This is a genomic window from Glutamicibacter sp. GQ173 (assembly GCF_059759215.1).
This window is the reverse complement of the sequence record NZ_JCAXDT010000004.1, coordinates 251772-269683: the sequence shown is the minus strand read 5'-3', so window position 1 is coordinate 269683 and position 17912 is coordinate 251772. Positions and strand designations below refer to the sequence as shown.

Genomic DNA, 17912 nt, shown 5'->3' with positions numbered 1-17912 from the left:
TGACACGCTTTAGCCTTCAGTTTCGATCCTCATGCTTGCCCCGTGCATGGTTCCTCGTGAACCAGTAAAAGTATGAAGGGCCGCTATCAATTCCGAGAACGCATACTGCTCACCACCAGTAAATCCGCGTGGCATCCGAATCCCGTTCAAGCTTGCAATGTCTTTTTCTGTAACTCGCCATTTAACGATCGCTAGGCTGTTCCCGTCAAAGTTTGGAAATTCAATATAGATTCCCCACGGCGTTACGCGAGCTTCATACCCATATTCATTCGCCAAGTAATCAACGTAGACTTGACGCTTGAAAGACTCCATGTGTCAACCCTAATACGAATGGTTAGACATAAAATAGCGCTGACCACTATGTTTCCTACTGCCGGATAGGCGAGGTGGTGTCGGGTTGAAGCGTCATGCCGACAGACTAGCGGATTTCACTTCAGCGATGTCTTTCCGATGGAAGGCAGAGAATGCCGTGGCAGCAAAAAGGATCGACAGGATGTCCAAGGCCAACATGGCCAGTAATGAACCTTGAGCCGCGCCCCACATTAAATTTGCGTTCTCGAGCACTTGCCCAGGTTGAACCGCGGAGCCGGATTCCATTCGGCTAATCGCTGCACTGTCCGCGTTCTGCCACAGTGCGTAGAACATAAAGAAGCAAATATTCATTGATAGCAGTACCAAAGCGACGATGGTCGCAAAAGCTTTTCGAATCGGTACTAGCATTCAAAACTTTCCAACAGTGCTTCGGCAGATATATTTTCGAGCCAAAAATACGCATGAATCGCAAGCAAGACGTCGTCTATTGTCTGCACTGTTCGCGGTGCATCACGAAGAGAAAGGACCACACTCGCGACATTCGATATCGCGGAGTTCAGGCTGGTCCTGTCGAACTCAACGCCGAGCAAAGCCAACAGAAAGTCGTGTGTCAGTTTGCGTAGTTCTCGCTTGGAAAGCCTCTTCTGCGTCGAAAATTCCAGAGCGTGTTGCATCGACAAAGTCGCGGTTCCCACTTCCGGAAGCGGCAGACATTGTTGTCGAAGCCTGGACACCAGGAATTCATCGCGAGGAATTTCTCCCGGCATGATTTCCCTATAGTCGGTCTTGCTACCTACGCCAGGAGGATAGTCACTCATAGGCAAGCCCGGCCTTACATTAGTTGCATAAGTTAAGCAGTATCGAGTCTAAAGCCCTACCCATTCGGAACTACCTGAAGTGAAATGCTGCTTCTTCCAGATCGGGACCTCGGCCTTGATGCGTTCCACCAGGTTCTCAATGGCGTCAAATGCTTCCTTGCGGTGTGCCGCCGCCGAAGCAGCGACCAGCGCGGCGTCGCCGATCTTCAGCGGACCCACGCGGTGCACTGCGGAAAGCTTCAGCCCGGTGCGTTCTTCTTCCTCGGCAATGATTTTCTCCAGGAAGTCCTGGGCCTGCGGGTGATGCGAGTAGTCCAGGGAATTCACCGACTGGCCCCCATCGTGGTTGCGGATGATGCCATGGAAGAGCACCACCGCGCCTGCAGTATCGGACTGCACGGCATCGCGCACGGCGGCCTCGTCGATAGGTTCTTCGGTGATCAAAGCGTAGCTCATGAGCGGGCTCCTTCGGTGTCCTGACAGTCCAGCAACTAATTGTGCCACTCTGCGGCAAAACAATCACCACGAGTATTAATTAGAGCCACTATGGAAATACGCTGCTCATCGAAAAATAGTTCACCCAACTCAAAAGCCCGTCGCTTTCGATTTCGGAGCTCTCGAGCAGCCCCACCTCGACCTTATCTCGACCACTCGCCTAAGCCAGAGAACAGAATCACGACAGCAGATGATTCATGTCCCGCCGCAGTAGAAATTCAAGAAATATTACACCCTTCGATATTCAACTCACATACATTCGATGGTTCAATAAGAACAATAACTAGCCAAAAAATAAGGAAATCATCTGATGCGAATTAGAACTATCACAACACTTAGCTTGTTGACCCTACTACTTTCTGGTTGCGCTTCAGAGTCGAGCCAGGCGGACGCCCCTACTCCTGATCCAACGTTGCCAGCCTCCTCCACAGATTCCCCTTTGTCGAGTCCGGACTCGGGATCACCTGAGCCGGGATTTGGTTCGAGTGATGAAGAAGTTCTTTATCCTTCAAACATGGATGAACCCGAGACTGAAACCGATATCGAAGCGACGGAAGACGGAAAAGTCCTTCAGCTTGATGATGCTGGTAGAACTTTAGTATTGGCAGATTTCATGCGCCCGGACGAAGAATGGAAACAAAATAGATACAGCATTGCCAGTAAGGCTGACGTAACCGGCATTGGCCATGAAATTTCTTCTTGTGGCGACTCCCTCCCGGAATCCTTAGAGCTACGCCTTGCTAATAATTTCCAAAAATTGGAGTTCTCAGTCGGCCAGGACAACCTTTCCGAAGTAACGGACCAAAAACTTGTAGTTCGAGTCATGGGAAACAACAAGGAGCTGGAGATCTACCGAGTGCCTTTCAACACCCACCAAACGTTTAACGTCAATGTGGAGGATGTCAATGCTTTCACGATTGAAACCTTCCTGGATGACGAAGTGGAATCGTGCGACGGATCAGTCGGGGCCGTGTTCTACGAAATGAAGCTGCAGTAGCCAGTATGCCGAGGTCAGACAGTACATCGTCAGAAAAAGATACCCCTGATCCCGCTTCTGACGAGAAGAAGACTAAAAGCCGACTTGCAAAAATCATCCTGAGCGCCGGGGCCTTCGTTGCTGCCGCCATTGCTGTCCTCGCTAACGGCACAACCTTCGTAGGTAACGTAGCCGGATGGTTCGAACCACCACAGTCCACCGCATCGGCCCTGGTCCCTCATTCAACGCCCTCTGAGAATACAAAATATAGCGTCGGAGAATCGGTGCCCCTTTCGAATTTCGCTGATTCTGAATGCTTTCTCGTGGATAAAGCGACGAAACAGAGCATAGACTGCAGCATTCCGCACAATGCTGAACTTTTCTCAACTCAAAAGGCATGTTCAGACGAAGCGCTCTTCGAATTCTTAGGCGCAGATTTAAGCATAGATACCCTTAGGCACGATCTTCAGATTACGGAAATTCCTAATACCGGATGTCAGATTACTCTTCCCTCAGGACTTCAGGTCGCAGGCTCATTAAAAATGTCTTTGCCAAGAGATAAGGGGGATTTCTTGCGTCAATGCTATGACGCGATTCGCGATCGCGATGTTGGTTGCGAAGAGGTCCACACGGCTGAAGTCGTCGGGACATTCAAAAATGGGTCCACGACCAATCCCAGTTGCATGGATGCTGCAGAAGTTTATCTCGGCGTGCACCGAGAAAGATTCGACAACCATTTGAGTGTCGAAATGGAAACTTCAGGAACAACTAGAAGATGCATAGCCAAGGCACGTGGAGAAAGCATTCTCACCGCAACACTCCGCAATATCTCACAATCGGCTTTACCCTTATCGACTGATGACGGTAGCCGAACATGAAACTTGTTTACCTCATCTTTAGCAGCTGCGGAGCCACTTCAGCCAGTGCGGGAAGCCCGCCTTCAAGGTAGTTTGTTTTGATGCCCCGGCCAGCGAGCAAGGCGGCCGCGCGTTGCGAGCGCGGACCGCGTGCGCAATAGACCGTTACCTGTGCCGGGATCTGCTTCAGATCTGTGCCGGATTCAATAGCTGCTTCCAGCTCAGGAAGGGGCAGATGCAAGGAACCGGCGATGTGCTGTTGCGCGCGTTCGTCATCATTGCGAACATCCAGCAAGACGGGGGCAGCCGACCCCTCCAGCGACTGAGCGAGTGCCTTGGCATCAATGCCCTGGACCTCTGGCAGAGAACCGGAGCAGAAGAGCACGTAGTCAATCAGCTCGGTGACTTCAGCACCTTCGGGGTCCCGGGAGAATTCGAGGGTGCGCGTGCTGGCTTCCAGCGCATCGTAGATCAGCACCTTGCCCACCAGCGGGGTCCCGATTCCGGCGATCAGCTTCAGCGCTTCGGTGGCCAGCAACGAGCCGACAGTGCCGCACAATCCGGGCAGCACTCCCCCAGCGGCGCAGTCCGGCACGGTGCCCGGGGCCGGCGGAATCGGGAACAGGTCGCGGTAGCCCGGGCCGTGCTCATGCCAGGCCACGGAGACTTGTCCGTGGTGCTGCAGGATGGATCCCCAGATCAGCGGTATGCCCGAAAGCTGCGCGGCGTCATTGGACAGGTAGCGGGTCGGGAAGTTGTCGCTGCCATCGATGACCAAGTCATAATTCGCAAAGATCTCTAGTGCATTCGAAGAATCCAGGCGCAGATTATGCTCGATGATTTCCACATTGGGGTCCAGCGACTTGGCAGCCTGGGCCAGGGAAGCGGTCTTGGCCAGGCCGATATTTGCGGTGGTGTGCGTGACCTGGCGGTGCAAGTTGGATAGTTCCACCACGTCATCGTCAACGATGCCGATGGTGCCTACCCCCGCTCCGACAAGATACGGAACGCTGGCACTGCCTAGCCCTCCGGCGCCGATCACCAGTACCCGGGCGGCAGCCAGCCTGCGCTGCGCGGTGTCATCAAATCCGGGCAAGGTCAGTTGGCGTGCGGCGCGAGCAGCCTGTTCCTCGCTTAGCGACGGCCCGGGGGCCACCAGCGCGGGAAAGTCGCGTTCACTTTTCATCGTGCTCCTTATCGCGTTGGCGCGATAGCATGAAGTCATGTCGAAGATTACGATACGCTACTTCGCTGCCGCGGCGGCAGCAGCGGGCTGCGAGCAGGAGAGCTGGGAACGCCCGCAAACGCTCGCCGGGCTGCGTAGCGAACTGATCGATTCCTACGGGCCAGAAATGGCACAGGTTTTGCGTGCCGGAAGTTTCCTGATCAACGGCGTGGTGCGCCGCGATGCCGGGGACCTGGGCTCGGCCGAAGATCTGACGGTGGACGTGCTGCCGCCGTTCGCCGGCGGATAGCCGATGACCTGCACCCTGGAAAATCATCGCGCAGAACTTGAAGCGCTGCTCTCCCCGGTCTTTGCTTCCCTGGACAGCGAAAAGCTGTTGGCTGACAGCCCCGAGGCAAACGGCCGCATCCTCAGCGAGGATCTGTACGCCCTATTGCCCATCCCCGCATTCACCAATTCGCAGATGGACGGCTACGCTGCACGCAGCGCGGACTTGGCCACTGCAACGCCGCAGTCCCCTGTCACCTTGCCATTGGGTTTTACGGCGGCCGCCGGCGACCGGCAAATCACATTGGCTGAAGGAACTGCCAGCCCGGTGATGACCGGTGCGATGATCCCGCTGGGGGCCGATACCGTGATCCCCATCGAGGAAAGCAGCTCCGGGGCTTTCCCGGACTTGGTTCGGGCAGGCCGTGGCACCCCGAGTGGAAACGCGGAGTTCACTGCTCCCAGCGAATCAGGCCGTTTCATCCGCCTCGCCGGCGTCGACCTTGAAGCCGGCGCCCTGGTGGCCCAGGCCGGAACCCGGCTGACCCCCACCATGATTGCCGCATTGGTTTCCAGTGGACTGCGTGAAGTACCGGTACGCCGCGCATTGAAGGTGGCCGTGTGCACTACCGGTGACGAGCTCAGTGATGATCAGCCTTCCCAGGGCCAGATCCCGGACTCGAATTCCCCCATGCTCACCGCCTGGCTGCACCAATATCAGGTTCAGGTGCGCACCTTGCAATTACCTGATGATCCCAAGCGCTTCGCGCTGGCTATTGATGCGCTGCAGGAACAAGTTGACCTGATTCTGACCGTAGGCGGAATCAGCGCCGGAGCTTATGAAGTGGTCCGACAGGCTCTTGCGCCGCTGGGCGGTGCATTCCACCACGTGGCGATCCAGCCTGGTGGTCCGCAAGGCTTCGCCCAGCTGCCTCAGGCAGCGGTGCTGTGCTTCCCCGGCAACCCGGTCAGCGCACTGTTATCGGCTGAACTATTTTTGGCCCCGCTGCTGCGCAAGTTCAACGCCTTGCCCGAGCCGGTGTCGCAACACTACCCATTGGCCGCCGATGTCACCTCGCCCGGGCATAAGCACCAGGTGCGCCGGGCTGTGATCCGTGGTGGCCTGGTGGAAATCCTGGATCCGGGCTCGCATCTGGTCCACGATCTGGCCCGCGCCGATGCGCTGGTGCATATCCCTGCAGGCATCAGCCAGCTGATAGCTGGGCAGCAAATTGAAACTTGGAGCATGAATGTCTGAAAAACTTACCCACCTGCGTGAAGACGGCAGCGCCCACATGGTCGACGTCAGCGATAAGGCTGTCACCAAGCGTGTTGCTACCGCGGAGGCCATCTTTGCCACCCGCGAAGATGTCGTCCCGATGCTGATGACCGGCAACCTGCCCAAGGGCGAAGCACTGGGCACCGCCCGCGTCGCGGGCATCATGGCAGCCAAGCGCACCTGGGAGCTGATTCCGCTGTGCCACCCGCTGCCGATCTCCAAGGTCTCCATTGATTTCGAGGCGCAGGATTCCGCGGTGCGCGTGATCGCCCAGGTGACCACCAAGGGTGTCACGGGGGTGGAGATGGAAGCGCTGACCGCAGCGAGCGTGGCCGCATTGACCCTCTATGACATGGTCAAGGCCGTGGACAAGCACGCCGAGGTTCGCTCCGTGAAAGTCTTGGCGAAGTCCGGCGGCAAGAGTGGCGACTGGGCTCGTGAAGACTAGCCGCCACGCGGCAGTCGTGGTCGCCTCGACCAGCGCTGCGGCGGGAACTGCCCAGGACAAGACCGGCCCGATGATCGTCCAGTGGCTGGCCGAGCGCGGGTTCGAGGTCCCGGGCCCGGTGGTGGTTGCCGATGGCCAGCCGGTGCGTTTCGCCGTGGATGGCCTGCTGGCCGATGACGCGCAGGTGATCATCGTGACCGGCGGGACAGGGGTCAGCCCGGATGACCAGTCCCCCGAAATGGTTGCTCCGCTGCTGGATGTGCAGTTGCCTGGAATCATCGAGGCCATTCGCCGCCGCGGCGAGCCGAACACACCGCTCTCGATCATCACTCGCGGGGTGGCCGGGTTCGCCGGCAGCAGCTTCGTGATCACCTTGCCCGGTTCTACCGGCGGGGTCAAGGATGGCCTGGCTGTGCTGGACACCGTCCTGGAACATTTGCTGACCCAGCGCAGTTCAGGCACCGGCCACGGGCCACGCTGAGAAACACCAAGTACTTTGATCTGAAAGGCTGAAGAATGAGCGTCGAAGCTGGAATCTACGAACACTTCAAAGGACAGCGCTACGAAGTGCTGGCCGTAGGCAAGCACAGCGAAACCGAAGAACCACTGGTCTTCTATCGCAAGCTCTACGATGACTACAGCTTCTGGGCGCGGCCGCTGGCCATGTTCGAGGAAAGAGTTGAGCGCGATGGCTACAGCGGGCCGCGGTTTGCGAGGATCGCTTAGCAGACGACAGGCCCGGAGGCTTCAGCCGTTCTCAGGATCAAGCATTGGACCGGTCCCGCAAGGCGCCAGAGCATCGCTGCTAGATGCGTAACTACGAGAAAGCATGGAAACGAGCATGAAAATTGGAGTCATTGGCGCAGGCGGAGTCGGCGCGTATTTCGCAGCAGCCCTAGCCCGCGGTGGTGCCGAAGTGCATCTGCTCGCCACGGAGCGCCACATCGCACCGATTGCCGAACATGGCATCACTGTTACCAAGGGTGATGGCACGCCAGGATTCTCCGCCCGCTTGGCCAGCGTCAGCACGAAGGCTGAAGAAATCGGGGCCTGCGATGCCGTGATTCTCACTTGCAAAGCCGGACAGGTGACCGAAGCCATGGATGCCGCGCATGCATTAATCGGCCCGGAAACAGCAGTTCTTCCGCTTCAAAATGGAGTCACTGCTTCTGATCGAATCGCTGAATCCGTCGGATCGAGCCATGCGCTGGGCGGGGTATGCGTGATCATCTCCTACCTGCAGGAGCCCGGTACCGTGCACCATGTGGGCGGACAGCCAGCAATTATTCTCGGTGAAATTGACGGGACCATCTCGCCACGCGCCACACAATTGTCGGAAGCGTTGGCTGCTGCCGGTGTCAGCACAAGCGTGTCCTCCGATATCGTCACCGATATGTGGCGCAAGTTCATGCTGATCAGCTCCTATGGCGGGGTGGGAGCACTGTGCAGAGAACCAGTTGGCCGCACTCGCGCAAATCCGCTGACGCGGTCATTGGTCGAAGATGCCATGCGCGAAGTAGCCCGCCTGGCAGAGAAAGTTGGCGCAAAACTTGGCGAACAAGATATCGATCAAATGATGGCTCAAGTCGATGCATTCGCCCCGGACAGCACGGCATCCATGCAACGCGACCTCATTGCAGGACGTTCTTCAGAACTAGAAGAGCAGAACGGGACGATAGTCCGGATGGCCGAACAGCATGCGGTCGCAGTGCCAATCCACCACACCATCTACCGGGCCATGGCGCTCCTCGACGGTTCAGCAATTTAGCGGCGCAAGCCCGAGTCAACGACGCATTGCCTCATCTGCAGTTATGCCCGCTCCGGGCCGACCTTCAAATTCGGCGTGATGGGTGATGACGAAGGCTAGGCTGTTGCCATGGAGGAGATTCTGCTCGCTGGCGGCAACGCATCCGATGGAGTGGTGCGAATTGGCTCCACCGTGCGCAAACCATGGGCGGAATCCACTCCCAGCGTTCTCCATTACATGCGCGCCCTGCGTGCCGCGGGCATCGATGTTCCCAAGGTGTTTGGCCAGGACCCGCAGGGACGGCAAATCACCGAGTTTGTCCCAGGACGCCTTGCCATGGATTCGGAGCCATTGACTCCTTCACAGCTATCAAGAGTGGGGCGCCTGGTGCACTCTATTCACGATGCAAGTCAGGCGTATCGGCCAGAAACAGGATCAACTTGGACTACACCCATTGCAGCCCCGGGTGCCGAACTTATCTGCCATAACGATCTGGCCCCGTGGAACCTGCTCGTTGGCGATCGGTGGGTATTTATCGACTGGGATGCGGCTTCTCCAAGTACCCGGCTCTGGGACCTCGCCTATTCTGCTCAGGCTTTCACTTTGAATGATGCTTCAGCCGACCCAGTCAACGCGGCCAGGGATTTGAAAGCCTTTGTTGATGGCTATGGGGCCAGTGACGAGCTTCGTGCGGTTCTTCCTGCCGCGATGCGGCAACGAACAGCAGCCATGTACAAACTGCTCAAGGACTCCCATGCTGGGGCAATAGAACCCTGGGGAACCATGTTTGCGACCGGGCACGGCGAGCATTGGAAGGCAGTGACAGAGTTCGTGGGGAACAACCAGTCCGTATGGGCACGGGCGCTGGAATAACCTGGATTGGCTCATAACGGGCCGTGGAGCATTTGCCTATTACGAATCAGCCTCGTTGTAGCGCTCCAGGGCTTCCGCGAAGTCCCTGATCTGTTCTTCGTTCCAGCCTTCCAGCCGCTCGATCACCGCGGACCGGTGCACGGCAGCTGAAGCATTCAGCCGTTCTTGCCCCAGTTTGGTCAGTTCAAGCACACGGCCTCGCCCGGCTTCGGAATCGTCGTATGCCGCATACCCCAGATCAAGCAGAGTTCCGACTTGCCGGGAGACCGTTGAACGATTCAGCGAGAAGGCCTCGGCGATATCGGTCGCTCGTGCCCCGGGCGTATCGGCAATAAATCGCAATAGCGAATGCTCCACCATGCTCAGGGGCTCGGCTAGTTGCCGTGAGCGCGAGTTGGCTCGTCGAGTGATCAGTTGCATGTGGTGGTAGACCGACTCAATGTCTGCCTCCCGTTGTTCCCTGCCCATGGTTTCGAGTCTAGTACGTGTCGGACAACTCAAGATATTCTGTTGCATAATGCAACATTAGCGGTATTCTTAATACATATGACTGCCACCGACACCACCGCACCCAGTACCCCCACTGCCAAGCATTCCAACTCCGCACCGGCAAAACCGGCCACCGGCCAACGCGCACCGAAGGGATGGGGAAAGCTGGCACGAACCATGCTGATCCCGTTCTTTCTCTGCGCCATCATGGGCCTGTTCTACCTCGGAGCCTTCCATCAGCCAACACCGCACAACGTACAGGTAGCTGTGGTTGGAGATTCAGCTGCAACCAAGGTCTTCGCCCAGACTTTGCAGGATGAATCGGATGGGGCACTGACCGTGCGCACTGTCAACAATGGGGAATCCGCCCGGCAACTGGTTGAAGATCGCGAAATCGTCGCCGCCTACGAATCGACCAAGGACTCTGCAACGCTCTACGCTTCCAGCGCAGCATCGGAAACCTCGGCGAACATCGCCCAGAAGGTCTTCATGAATGTGGCCTACAAGCAGGGCCAGCCGTTCCATGTGGAGGACGTTGTCCCCGCCGGAGAACACGACAGCACCGGACAGGGCCTGTTCTTCCTGCTCGTCGCACTGAGCATTGGCGGCTACGCCAGCGCCGTGCCGCTGGCAGGGTTCATGGGCAAGGTCAAGCTGCCAGTCCGCTTCGCGATGGCCGCAGTTGCTGCCGCGGTGATCGCATCGATTGCCGTGATCGTTTCCGGTCCGGTTTACCAGATCATTCAAAACCACTACGCCAGCATTTGGCTGATTTCGTGGATCTACGCGGTTTCGATCATCATGCTGGGCATGGGGCTGCACCCGATGCTCCGCCATTGGACCACGCCGGTCTTGACCTTGTGCTTTGTTGCCTTGAACTTCACCAGCTCTGGCGGCATCTTCCAGCCGGCCATGCAGCCTGGATTTTTCGGCGCGCTGAACACCTTCTGGAACGGCGCCGGCTGGCTCCACGCGGTTCAGACGCTGGTCTACTTCCCAGGCCAGGGCATCGGCATGGATATCCTGCGGTTGATCGTGTGGCTGGTTCCCGGTGCGGCACTGATATTCGCAACCCATGCCTGGAGCGTGCACAAGACCCGCCTGGCCAATGAGAACGCGGCCATCCAGGAAGTGGAAGAGGCCGTCGCAGCATAGCGGTTCCTCCGGGCATCCAACGGGCCGAGGCCGCCCTTCTGCTAGCGGCTGGAAGCCAGCGCGTCACGCACCTGCTGCGCTGCCTTAAGCAGCCGAGGCAGAATCTTCTGGGCCGCGTCGTCAGCGCTTTGCTCGCTGGCCGGATGCACGCTCATGGACACGTTCATGGCCGCCGCCACGGTGGAATCCGCGTTGAAGACGGGCACCGCGACCGAGCGCAATCCGATTTCCAGCTCCTGGTCAACCACCGCATAGCCCTGCGTACGGATCTTTTCCAGTTCCTTGCGCAGGTCTGCTGGAGTTTTCAGCCCGAGCCCGGTGCGCGATTCGAAGCCTCCGGCCAACACGGATTCACGAAGCTCTTCAGGCCCGAAGGCCAAAAGCACCCGGCCCATGGAGGTGTTCACCGCAGGGAACCGGGTGCCCACGGAGATGCCGACGCGCATGATCGAGCGGGTATGCACGCGGGCGATGTACACAATGTCGGTGCCATCGAGCACCGAGGCCGAGGCCGACTCATGCACTTGCACCGAGAGCTCCTCAAGCACCGGTTCGATCAGCTGAGGCAAAGTAGCGCTGGACAGATAGGCATAACCCAGCTGCAGGACCTTGGAGGTCAGCTCGAAATGCTTGCCGTCAGAGCGCACGTAGCCCAGTTCCTGCAAGGTGAGCAGAAAACGCCGGGCGGTGGCGCGCGAAAGTCCGGTGCGCGCTGCAACCTCGGAGAGCGTCATCGACATATGCTCCGCGTCAAAGCAGCTGATGACGGCCAAGCCGCGGGCCAGGGACTGGACCGACGTTGAAGGTGTTGCCTGCTCGCTCACCATGCTCCTTGCACGCGCTGAAAACTGCCATGGAGTGCCCCCGCATGTTCGAAGGCACCCCACTAATCTACTGTGTCTCTAGGCCCAGGTCAGTTTCACCGGGACCTTGGCCCGCAATTCGTCAAAGCTGATGCCGTGCACCGAGCGCACAAAGACCTTCGCATCGCGCAGCTCGAAGATGGCCACTTCGGTATAGATCCGCGAGACGCAGCCCAATCCGGTGACCGGGTAGCTCAGCGTTTCAACCAGCTTGGATTCGCCGGTCTTGGTGAACAGGCTCATCATCACCCAGGTCGCCTTGGCCCCGATAGCCAGGTCCATGGCGCCGCCCACGGCAGGGATCGCGCCTTCGGCCCCGGTATGCCAGTTGGCCAGATCCCCGGCCTGCGAGATCTGGAAGGCCCCGAGCACGCAGACATCCAAGTGTCCGCCGCGCATCATGGCGAAGGAGTCGGCATGGTGGAAGTAGGCGGCGCCGGGCAGTTCGGTCACCGGGATCTTGCCGGCGTTGATCAAGTCCTCGTCGATGTCCTCGCCTGTGGCTACCGGGCCCATGCCGAGCATGCCGTTTTCGGTATGCAGGGTGACATCCTGGTCGGCGGTGAGGAAGTTGGAGACGTTGGTCGGCTGGCCAATGCCCAGGTTCACGAAGGCCCCGGCAGGAATATCGCGGGCTACCAGCTGCGCCATCTCATCACGGGTCAGTTTTTCTTCGGTGGTTCGCACGTCAGCCATTACTTTTCTCCTCCAAGAGCTACCACGGTGTCGACATAGATCCCCGGAGTGATCACGTGCTCCGGATCAATGCTTCCCACCTCGACGACCTCGTCAACCTGCACGATCGCGGCCTTGGCGGCCGTGGCCATGATCGGCCCGAAGTTTCGCGCGGTCTTGCGGTAGACCAAATTGCCAAAGGTGTCGGCCTTCAGCGCCTTGATCAGCGCGAAATCGGCGTGGATCGGGGTTTCCAGGACGTAGCCCTTGCCGTCGATGACGCGGGTTTCCTTGCCCTCGGCCAGCAGCGTGCCGTAGCCGGTAGGGGTGAAGAACCCGCCGATGCCGGCTCCCGCGGCGCGGATGCGCTCGGCCAGGTTGCCCTGCGGAACCAGCTCCAGCTCGATGTCCCCGGCGCGGTAGGCCTCATCGAAGTGCCAGGAGTCGGACTGGCGCGGGAAGGAGCAGATGATCTTCTTGACCCGGCGTTCCCTAATCAGCAGGGCCAGGCCGGCGTCGGCCTGGCCGGCGTTGTTGTTCACGACCGTCAGGTCCTTCGCGCCGCAGTCCATGAGTGCGTCGATCAATTCCATCGGCTGGCCGGCGTTGCCGAAGCCGCCAATCAGGACTGTGGAGCCGTCGGTGATTTCGGCGACGGCGTCCGCCGCTGAACTGGCAATACGTGGTGCCATGCTGGGTTCCTCTCGAGACTACTTGGTGGCGTGGACGTTTTCGATGACTACGGCGAGGCCCTGGCCCACGCCAATGCAAATGGCGGCTAGCCCATAGCGCTCGCCGGAGTCCTGCAGACGGCGGGCCAGGGTACCCAGGATGCGCAGGCCGGAGGCGCCCAGCGGGTGGCCGATAGCGATGGCCCCTCCCCACGCGTTAAGGATGCCTGGGTCGATATCCCAGGCGCGGATGCAGGCCAGGGACTGCGCGGCGAAGGCTTCGTTCAGTTCCACCGCAGCGATGTCCGACCACTTCAGGCCGGCCTTGCCCAGGGCCTTGTTGGCGGCTTCCACCGGGGCAAAGCCGAAGAATTGCGGTTCCAATGCGAAGGAGCCATTGGAAACGATGCGCGCTATGGGATCCTGGCCCAGCAGGGCGCCGCCCTTTTCGGAACCAATGAAGGCCGCTGAGGCGCCATCGTTCATCGGTGACGCGTTGCCTGCGGTGACAGTGGCGTTTTCTCCGGTGCGGAAAACGGTGCGGAGCTGGGCAAGGGTCTGGGATGTGGAGTCGGCGCGGATGGTTTCATCACGGGTGACTTCGGTGCCGCGCTTGTTGGCCGGCGGCACAGGAACCACCAGGCTCTCGTACTTTCCGGCATCCCAGGCCGCTGCTGCCTGCTGGTGCGAGAGGGCGGAGAATTCATCCTGGTCTTCGCGGGAGATATTGTGCTTTTCGCGCAGCTGCTCGGTGGCCTCGCCCAGTGATACGGTCCATTCACCCGGCATGGAGGGGTTGACCAGGCGCCAGCCCAGGGTGGTGTTGGCCAGTTCCAGGTTGCTCATCGGGAAGGGGCGTTCGGTTTTCGGCAGTACCCATGGGGCCCGCGACATGGATTCAACGCCGCCCACCAGGACCAGGTCGGCATCGCCAACGGCCACCTGGCGGGAGGCCGCGATCGAGGCATCCAGCGAGGAACCGCATAGGCGGTTCATGGTGGTGCCCGGCAGCGTGGTGGGCAGTCCGGCGAGCAATGTGGCCATGCGGGCGACATTGCGGTTTTCCTCGCCTGCGCCGTTGGCATTGCCGAAGATCGATTCATCGATAGCGTTGACGTCCAGCTTCGGCGACCGTGCGACAAGTTCGCGCACCACGTGCGCGGCGAGATCATCGGGGCGGTGGCCCGATAGCGCACCGCCGATCTTGCCGAAAGGGGTGCGAATTGCGTCGTAGAGGTACGCCTGCTGCATGGTCTCACTGCTCCATTGCCAAAGGATGTTCACATTGTGAACTTAAGTTCGTTATATGAACTTTACCAGCCCTCACCCGCCTCTTCAAGGTGCATCGATAAGTTCGCTTGATGAACATTAGTACGCACAGTGAAAATAGTGCTAGGATCACAACGCCGTGACACCCATCACGCGCAATGCACTGAGAGATCACAAAGGGGCGCCTCATGTCTTCACCGCAAACCGATACCCAGAAATTCAAGCTTGGTGGCTGGATAGCCCTGCTCTGCTTCTTCATCGTCGTTTTCGAGGGCTACGACATCGTTGCCCTGGGCGCCACCATTCCGATGCTCACCGATCCTAACGTCGGCGGGTTCAGCGTGAGCGAGATGAACTGGGTCAATACCTTCTCGCTGATCGGTGTCGGCGTCGGGGCAGCCACGATGGGGCGCATGGCCGACCGGTTCGGGCGGCGCCGCCCGCTGCTGATCGCAGTTCTCGTCTTTTCGGTGTTCACCTTGCTTTTCCCGTTCCTCCCGAGCGCCGTCTTGATGGGTGCATTCCGCTTCATCGCGGGCCTGGGACTCGGCGGCTGCATGCCCGTGGCACTGGCCTTGATGCAGGAGAATGCCCCGGTGGGGCGGCGCGCATTGGCCAACAACTTGCCGATGGTCGGCTACCATCTGGGCGCTGTCCTGGCATCCCTGGCAGGCAAGGCAGCCGGTGTTCATTGGGCGGCGCTGTACTTCCTTGGAGGCGGGCTGGGCCTTGCCCTTCTGGTACTGCTCTGGTTCAAGCTTCCGGAGAGCGAAGTGGTCTCGAGCAATGAGCGCACCTCGATCTCCGATGTGCTCAAGCCCCAATACCTGCGCACCTCGATCGGCTTGTGGATCGCGGCTTTCATGGGCCTGGTGCTGGTCTACGGCCTGAACGCATGGCTTCCCAAGATCATGGGCGCTGCCGGCTATCCGGTGGCCGATTCGCTGACAATGCTCTTCGTACTGAACTTGGGTGCCATCGCAGGCCTGGTCATCAGCGCCTACGCGGCCGACGCCAAGGGCATCAAGCTCGTCTCGCTGATCTGGTTCGCGGCTTCGGCAGTATTATTGCTGCTGCTGGCGGCGCCTTTTGGCAGCCAAGTCCTTTTGACCGCGGTCCTCTTTGTCACCGGCATTTTCGTCTTCAGCGCCCAGTGCCTGATGTATGCCTATGCTGGCCACGTCTATCCACGCAACCTGGTCGCCACCGGCATTGGGCTAGCTTCGGGCATCGGACGCTTTGGCGCCATCATCGGCCCCTACATCACCGGCTTGATGGTCGCCGCCGGAACGGCGTACCCGGGTGCGTTTTTCCTTTACGGCGGAGCAGCGTTGCTGGCTGTCGTGGTCATCGCGCAGATCCCGAAGCCACAGCGTGGCTAGAGTTGCACCATGGCCAATTCTCCTAGCGGGGATTCAATGCTGGACCGCTTGGTGCGGATCCTTGATTCCTTCGACGCGAAAAACCAGTCGCTCAGCGTCAGCGTTCTGGCGCGCCGGGCCGATATCCCGGTAGCAAGCATGTACCGGCTGCTGGATTCGCTGGTGGAACACGATTTGCTCAGCCGCGATGCCTCGGGACAGGTTCGGCTGGGCCTGCGGTTATGGGAGCTGGCGAATCGCAGTGCAGCCACCCAGGATCTGCGCACGGCGGCGCTGCCCTTCATGGAGGACATCAACCAGCTTCTGAAGCAGAACACCCAGCTCTCTGTGCTGCACCAGGACGAGGTGCTGATCATCGAACGGCTTTCGCGCCCTGGATCAGTCATCAACCAGGCCAATGTGGCTGGACGCATGCCGGTGCACCGCACCTCCATGGGGATGGCCCTGCTGGCTTTTTCCCGTCCGGAAACCATCCGTGACTACCTATCCCGCCACCAGGCGATCATGGCTGCCACCTACCCGGATTTCCGGGCCGAAATGGCTGAGATCCGCCGCACCGGCTATGCCACATTCGATGGCTTCATCGATCCGGAAACAACCGGCGTCGCGGCTCCCATCCTTGATGATGCCGGATACCAAGAAGCCGTGATCTCCGTGGTGCTCCCCCGCCAAACCCGAGCGGTGCAATCCGCCGGGCTGGCATTGCGCACCGCCGCTCGGGGTATTTCCAGGGCGCTGCTGCCGGGCGGTTCGGCCTAGGACGATCGGCAGATCAGCATGCGGATCCCGTCCCATTTTTCTCATTCAATGAGAATCAGGCTGATCGCAGGCCAGCCACGCACGCATTCTTATGCAAGACCCCATTTCCTCGGTCAGCACCGGACCCCTGCACTGCAGCTGGGAATCCGCCCGCTGGTCCCGGCACAGACAGGTAGGACCCATGGCACAGGCGCCACGCATCCTGAAAACCAAGGTCGGCATCATCGGCGGCGGTCCGGCAGGGCTCATGCTCTCCCACCTGTTGGCCGCAGCGGGCATTGAGAACATCGTTGTGGAAATGCGCGAGCACGAAACGATCCGAAATACCCACCGCGCAGGCATCCTCGAATCCCAAGCCGTCGCCATGCTCACCGAATCCGGAGTGGGCGGGCGGGTGCTCAGCCACGGAGACGAGCACGCGGGCATCGACCTGCGCTTCAACGGCGAGTCCCACCCGCTGGATTTCCGCGATCTGGTCGACGCCACCGTGACCCTGTACGCGCAGAACGAGGTGTACGTGGACCTGGCCGCCGCCCGGCAGCGCGACCAGGGCGATGTGCGCTACGGCTGCGAGGTCACAGAGATCCTCGACATGGAAACCTCCACCCCGAAGTTCCGCTTCACCGATGCCGAAGGCAGCCTCTTCGAGGTGCACGCAGATGTGATCGTCGGGGCCGACGGATCACGCTCCTTCGCCCGCCGCCAGATGCCAGATACCCTGCGCCAAGACTTCAAGGTCTCCTACCCCTTCGCCTGGTTCGGCATCCTCGCCGAGGCACCAAAGTCCGCGCCGGAACTGATCTACGCAAACTCGCCACATGGCTTCGCACTGATCTCCCAGCGCAGCGAAACCGTGCAGCGCATGTATTTCCAGTGCGACCCGAATGAAGATGTCAACGCATGGAGTGATGACCGCATCTGGGCTGAGCTGCAACAGCGAGTGGACGGCCCGGATAACTTCCAGCTCAAGACCGGGCCGATCTTCGACAAGACCGTGCTGGGCTTCCGCTCCTTTGTCCGCGAACCGCTCTCGCACGGGCGGATGTTCCTGATCGGCGATGCCGGTCACACCGTTCCTCCCACCGGTGCCAAGGGCCTGAATTTGGCTTTCGCCGATGTGAAGGTGCTCTTCGAAGCGCTGGATTCCTACTTCTCCACCGGCAGCGAGAACCTACTGGAGGGCTATTCGGATCTCGCGTTGAAACGAGTCTGGAAGGCGCAGAACTTCTCCTACTGGATGACCTCCATGCTGCACACCCCGGTAGGCGGCGACCCGTTCATGGCCAAGCGCGCATTGGGGGAACTTGATACCGTGACTTCCTCGCGCTTCGGACAGCAATACCTGGCCGAGTCCTACACCGGCTGGCCCCACGCTTAACGCCCACCTCAAC

General features: G+C 59.6%; 23 protein-coding genes. 13 read left to right on the top strand and 10 right to left on the bottom strand.

All coding sequences use genetic code 11. From position 1 onward, the window contains the following. Positions 1 to 9: 9 nt before the first annotated feature. From AC6CHO_RS08950 to AC6CHO_RS08935, 4 genes are all read right to left on the bottom strand, one after another. Complete coding sequence (locus AC6CHO_RS08950) at positions 10 to 312, bottom strand: hypothetical protein (protein ID WP_444660879.1); 303 nt, start codon at positions 310 to 312, stop codon at positions 10 to 12. A 93-nt stretch (positions 313 to 405) separates the two neighbouring features. After that, positions 406 to 720, bottom strand: coding sequence for a hypothetical protein (locus AC6CHO_RS08945; protein ID WP_498214695.1), 315 nt, complete (start codon positions 718 to 720; stop codon positions 406 to 408). Next, positions 714 to 1130 carry a hypothetical protein gene (locus AC6CHO_RS08940; protein ID WP_444660881.1) on the bottom strand — a complete coding sequence of 139 codons (417 nt, stop codon included), beginning with the start codon at positions 1128 to 1130 and terminating at the stop codon, positions 714 to 716. The genes AC6CHO_RS08945 and AC6CHO_RS08940 overlap by 7 nt, the downstream gene beginning before the upstream one ends. A 48-nt stretch (positions 1131 to 1178) precedes the next feature. Next, positions 1179 to 1586: a molybdenum cofactor biosynthesis protein MoaE gene (locus tag AC6CHO_RS08935; protein ID WP_022875540.1), complete on the bottom strand. Its 408-nt coding sequence runs from the start codon at positions 1584 to 1586 to the stop codon at positions 1179 to 1181. A 553-nt stretch (positions 1587 to 2139) separates the two neighbouring features. Here AC6CHO_RS08935 and AC6CHO_RS08930 point away from each other — a divergent pair. Both AC6CHO_RS08930 and AC6CHO_RS08925 read left to right on the top strand, forming a co-directional pair. Beyond that, positions 2140 to 2622, top strand: coding sequence for a hypothetical protein (locus AC6CHO_RS08930; RefSeq protein ID WP_498214694.1), 483 nt, complete (start codon positions 2140 to 2142; stop codon positions 2620 to 2622). A gap of 5 nt (positions 2623 to 2627) precedes the next feature. Then, positions 2628 to 3479: a hypothetical protein gene (locus AC6CHO_RS08925; protein ID WP_498214693.1), complete on the top strand. Its 852-nt coding sequence runs from the start codon at positions 2628 to 2630 to the stop codon at positions 3477 to 3479. Positions 3480 to 3486: 7 nt separating this feature from the next. On the opposite strand, the gene AC6CHO_RS08920 is transcribed toward AC6CHO_RS08925, so the two are convergent. Next, the gene (locus AC6CHO_RS08920) at positions 3487 to 4644 is read right to left on the bottom strand and encodes a ThiF family adenylyltransferase (RefSeq protein ID WP_498214692.1); all 1158 of its coding nucleotides are present in this window, start codon (positions 4642 to 4644) and stop codon (positions 3487 to 3489) included. Positions 4645 to 4681: 37 nt separating this feature from the next. Here AC6CHO_RS08920 and AC6CHO_RS08915 point away from each other — a divergent pair, with 37 nt between their 5' ends. From AC6CHO_RS08915 to AC6CHO_RS08885, 7 genes are all read left to right on the top strand, one after another. Then, positions 4682 to 4933: a MoaD/ThiS family protein gene (locus AC6CHO_RS08915; protein ID WP_498214691.1), complete on the top strand. Its 252-nt coding sequence runs from the start codon at positions 4682 to 4684 to the stop codon at positions 4931 to 4933. A gap of 3 nt (positions 4934 to 4936) precedes the next feature. After that, a complete protein-coding gene (locus AC6CHO_RS08910; protein WP_498214690.1) occupies positions 4937 to 6169 on the top strand; it encodes a molybdopterin molybdotransferase MoeA in 1233 nt (410 codons plus the stop codon). Continuing rightward, a complete protein-coding gene (gene moaC, locus AC6CHO_RS08905) occupies positions 6162 to 6638 on the top strand; it encodes a cyclic pyranopterin monophosphate synthase MoaC (protein ID WP_060700544.1) in 477 nt (158 codons plus the stop codon). Before AC6CHO_RS08910 ends, moaC begins: the two co-directional genes overlap by 8 nt. Next, a complete protein-coding gene (locus AC6CHO_RS08900) occupies positions 6628 to 7119 on the top strand; it encodes a MogA/MoaB family molybdenum cofactor biosynthesis protein (protein WP_444660886.1) in 492 nt (163 codons plus the stop codon). Before moaC ends, AC6CHO_RS08900 begins: the two co-directional genes overlap by 11 nt. Positions 7120 to 7154: 35 nt before the next feature. Beyond that, a complete protein-coding gene (locus tag AC6CHO_RS08895) occupies positions 7155 to 7364 on the top strand; it encodes a DUF1653 domain-containing protein (RefSeq protein WP_498214689.1) in 210 nt (69 codons plus the stop codon). A gap of 115 nt (positions 7365 to 7479) precedes the next feature. After that, complete coding sequence (locus AC6CHO_RS08890) at positions 7480 to 8406, top strand: ketopantoate reductase family protein (protein WP_498214688.1); 927 nt, start codon at positions 7480 to 7482, stop codon at positions 8404 to 8406. A 108-nt stretch (positions 8407 to 8514) separates the two neighbouring features. After that, positions 8515 to 9258 (top strand): phosphotransferase, encoded by a 744-nt coding sequence (locus AC6CHO_RS08885; RefSeq protein ID WP_498214687.1) that lies wholly within the window; start codon positions 8515 to 8517, stop codon positions 9256 to 9258. Positions 9259 to 9297: 39 nt separating this feature from the next. Here the strand turns inward: AC6CHO_RS08885 and AC6CHO_RS08880 are convergent, their stop codons facing one another. Continuing rightward, positions 9298 to 9726 carry a MarR family winged helix-turn-helix transcriptional regulator gene (locus tag AC6CHO_RS08880; protein ID WP_498214686.1) on the bottom strand — a complete coding sequence of 143 codons (429 nt, stop codon included), beginning with the start codon at positions 9724 to 9726 and terminating at the stop codon, positions 9298 to 9300. Positions 9727 to 9804: 78 nt separating this feature from the next. Here AC6CHO_RS08880 and AC6CHO_RS08875 point away from each other — a divergent pair, with 78 nt between their 5' ends. After that, on the top strand, positions 9805 to 10902 hold the full coding sequence (locus AC6CHO_RS08875) for a hypothetical protein (protein ID WP_498214685.1): 1098 nt from the start codon (positions 9805 to 9807) through the stop codon (positions 10900 to 10902). Positions 10903 to 10943: 41 nt separating this feature from the next. On the opposite strand, the gene AC6CHO_RS08870 is transcribed toward AC6CHO_RS08875, so the two are convergent. From AC6CHO_RS08870 to AC6CHO_RS08855, 4 genes are all read right to left on the bottom strand, one after another. Next, positions 10944 to 11729: an IclR family transcriptional regulator domain-containing protein gene (locus tag AC6CHO_RS08870; RefSeq protein WP_498214684.1), complete on the bottom strand. Its 786-nt coding sequence runs from the start codon at positions 11727 to 11729 to the stop codon at positions 10944 to 10946. A 75-nt stretch (positions 11730 to 11804) separates the two neighbouring features. Further along, positions 11805 to 12461 (bottom strand): 3-oxoacid CoA-transferase subunit B, encoded by a 657-nt coding sequence (locus AC6CHO_RS08865; protein ID WP_498214683.1) that lies wholly within the window; start codon positions 12459 to 12461, stop codon positions 11805 to 11807. Beyond that, complete coding sequence (locus tag AC6CHO_RS08860) at positions 12461 to 13132, bottom strand: 3-oxoacid CoA-transferase subunit A (RefSeq protein ID WP_498214682.1); 672 nt, start codon at positions 13130 to 13132, stop codon at positions 12461 to 12463. The genes AC6CHO_RS08865 and AC6CHO_RS08860 overlap by 1 nt, the downstream gene beginning before the upstream one ends. An 18-nt stretch (positions 13133 to 13150) precedes the next feature. Beyond that, positions 13151 to 14362: a thiolase family protein gene (locus tag AC6CHO_RS08855; RefSeq protein WP_498214681.1), complete on the bottom strand. Its 1212-nt coding sequence runs from the start codon at positions 14360 to 14362 to the stop codon at positions 13151 to 13153. A 206-nt stretch (positions 14363 to 14568) separates the two neighbouring features. On the opposite strand from AC6CHO_RS08855, the gene AC6CHO_RS08850 reads away from it, so the two are divergent. From AC6CHO_RS08850 to AC6CHO_RS08840, 3 genes are all read left to right on the top strand, one after another. Continuing rightward, positions 14569 to 15762, top strand: a complete 1194-nt coding sequence (locus AC6CHO_RS08850; protein ID WP_498214680.1) for an MFS transporter — start codon at positions 14569 to 14571, stop codon at positions 15760 to 15762. A 9-nt stretch (positions 15763 to 15771) separates the two neighbouring features. Beyond that, on the top strand, positions 15772 to 16521 hold the full coding sequence (locus AC6CHO_RS08845) for an IclR family transcriptional regulator (protein WP_498214679.1): 750 nt from the start codon (positions 15772 to 15774) through the stop codon (positions 16519 to 16521). A 181-nt stretch (positions 16522 to 16702) separates the two neighbouring features. Further along, complete coding sequence (locus AC6CHO_RS08840) at positions 16703 to 17899, top strand: 4-hydroxybenzoate 3-monooxygenase (RefSeq protein ID WP_498214678.1); 1197 nt, start codon at positions 16703 to 16705, stop codon at positions 17897 to 17899. Positions 17900 to 17912: the final 13 nt, after the last annotated feature.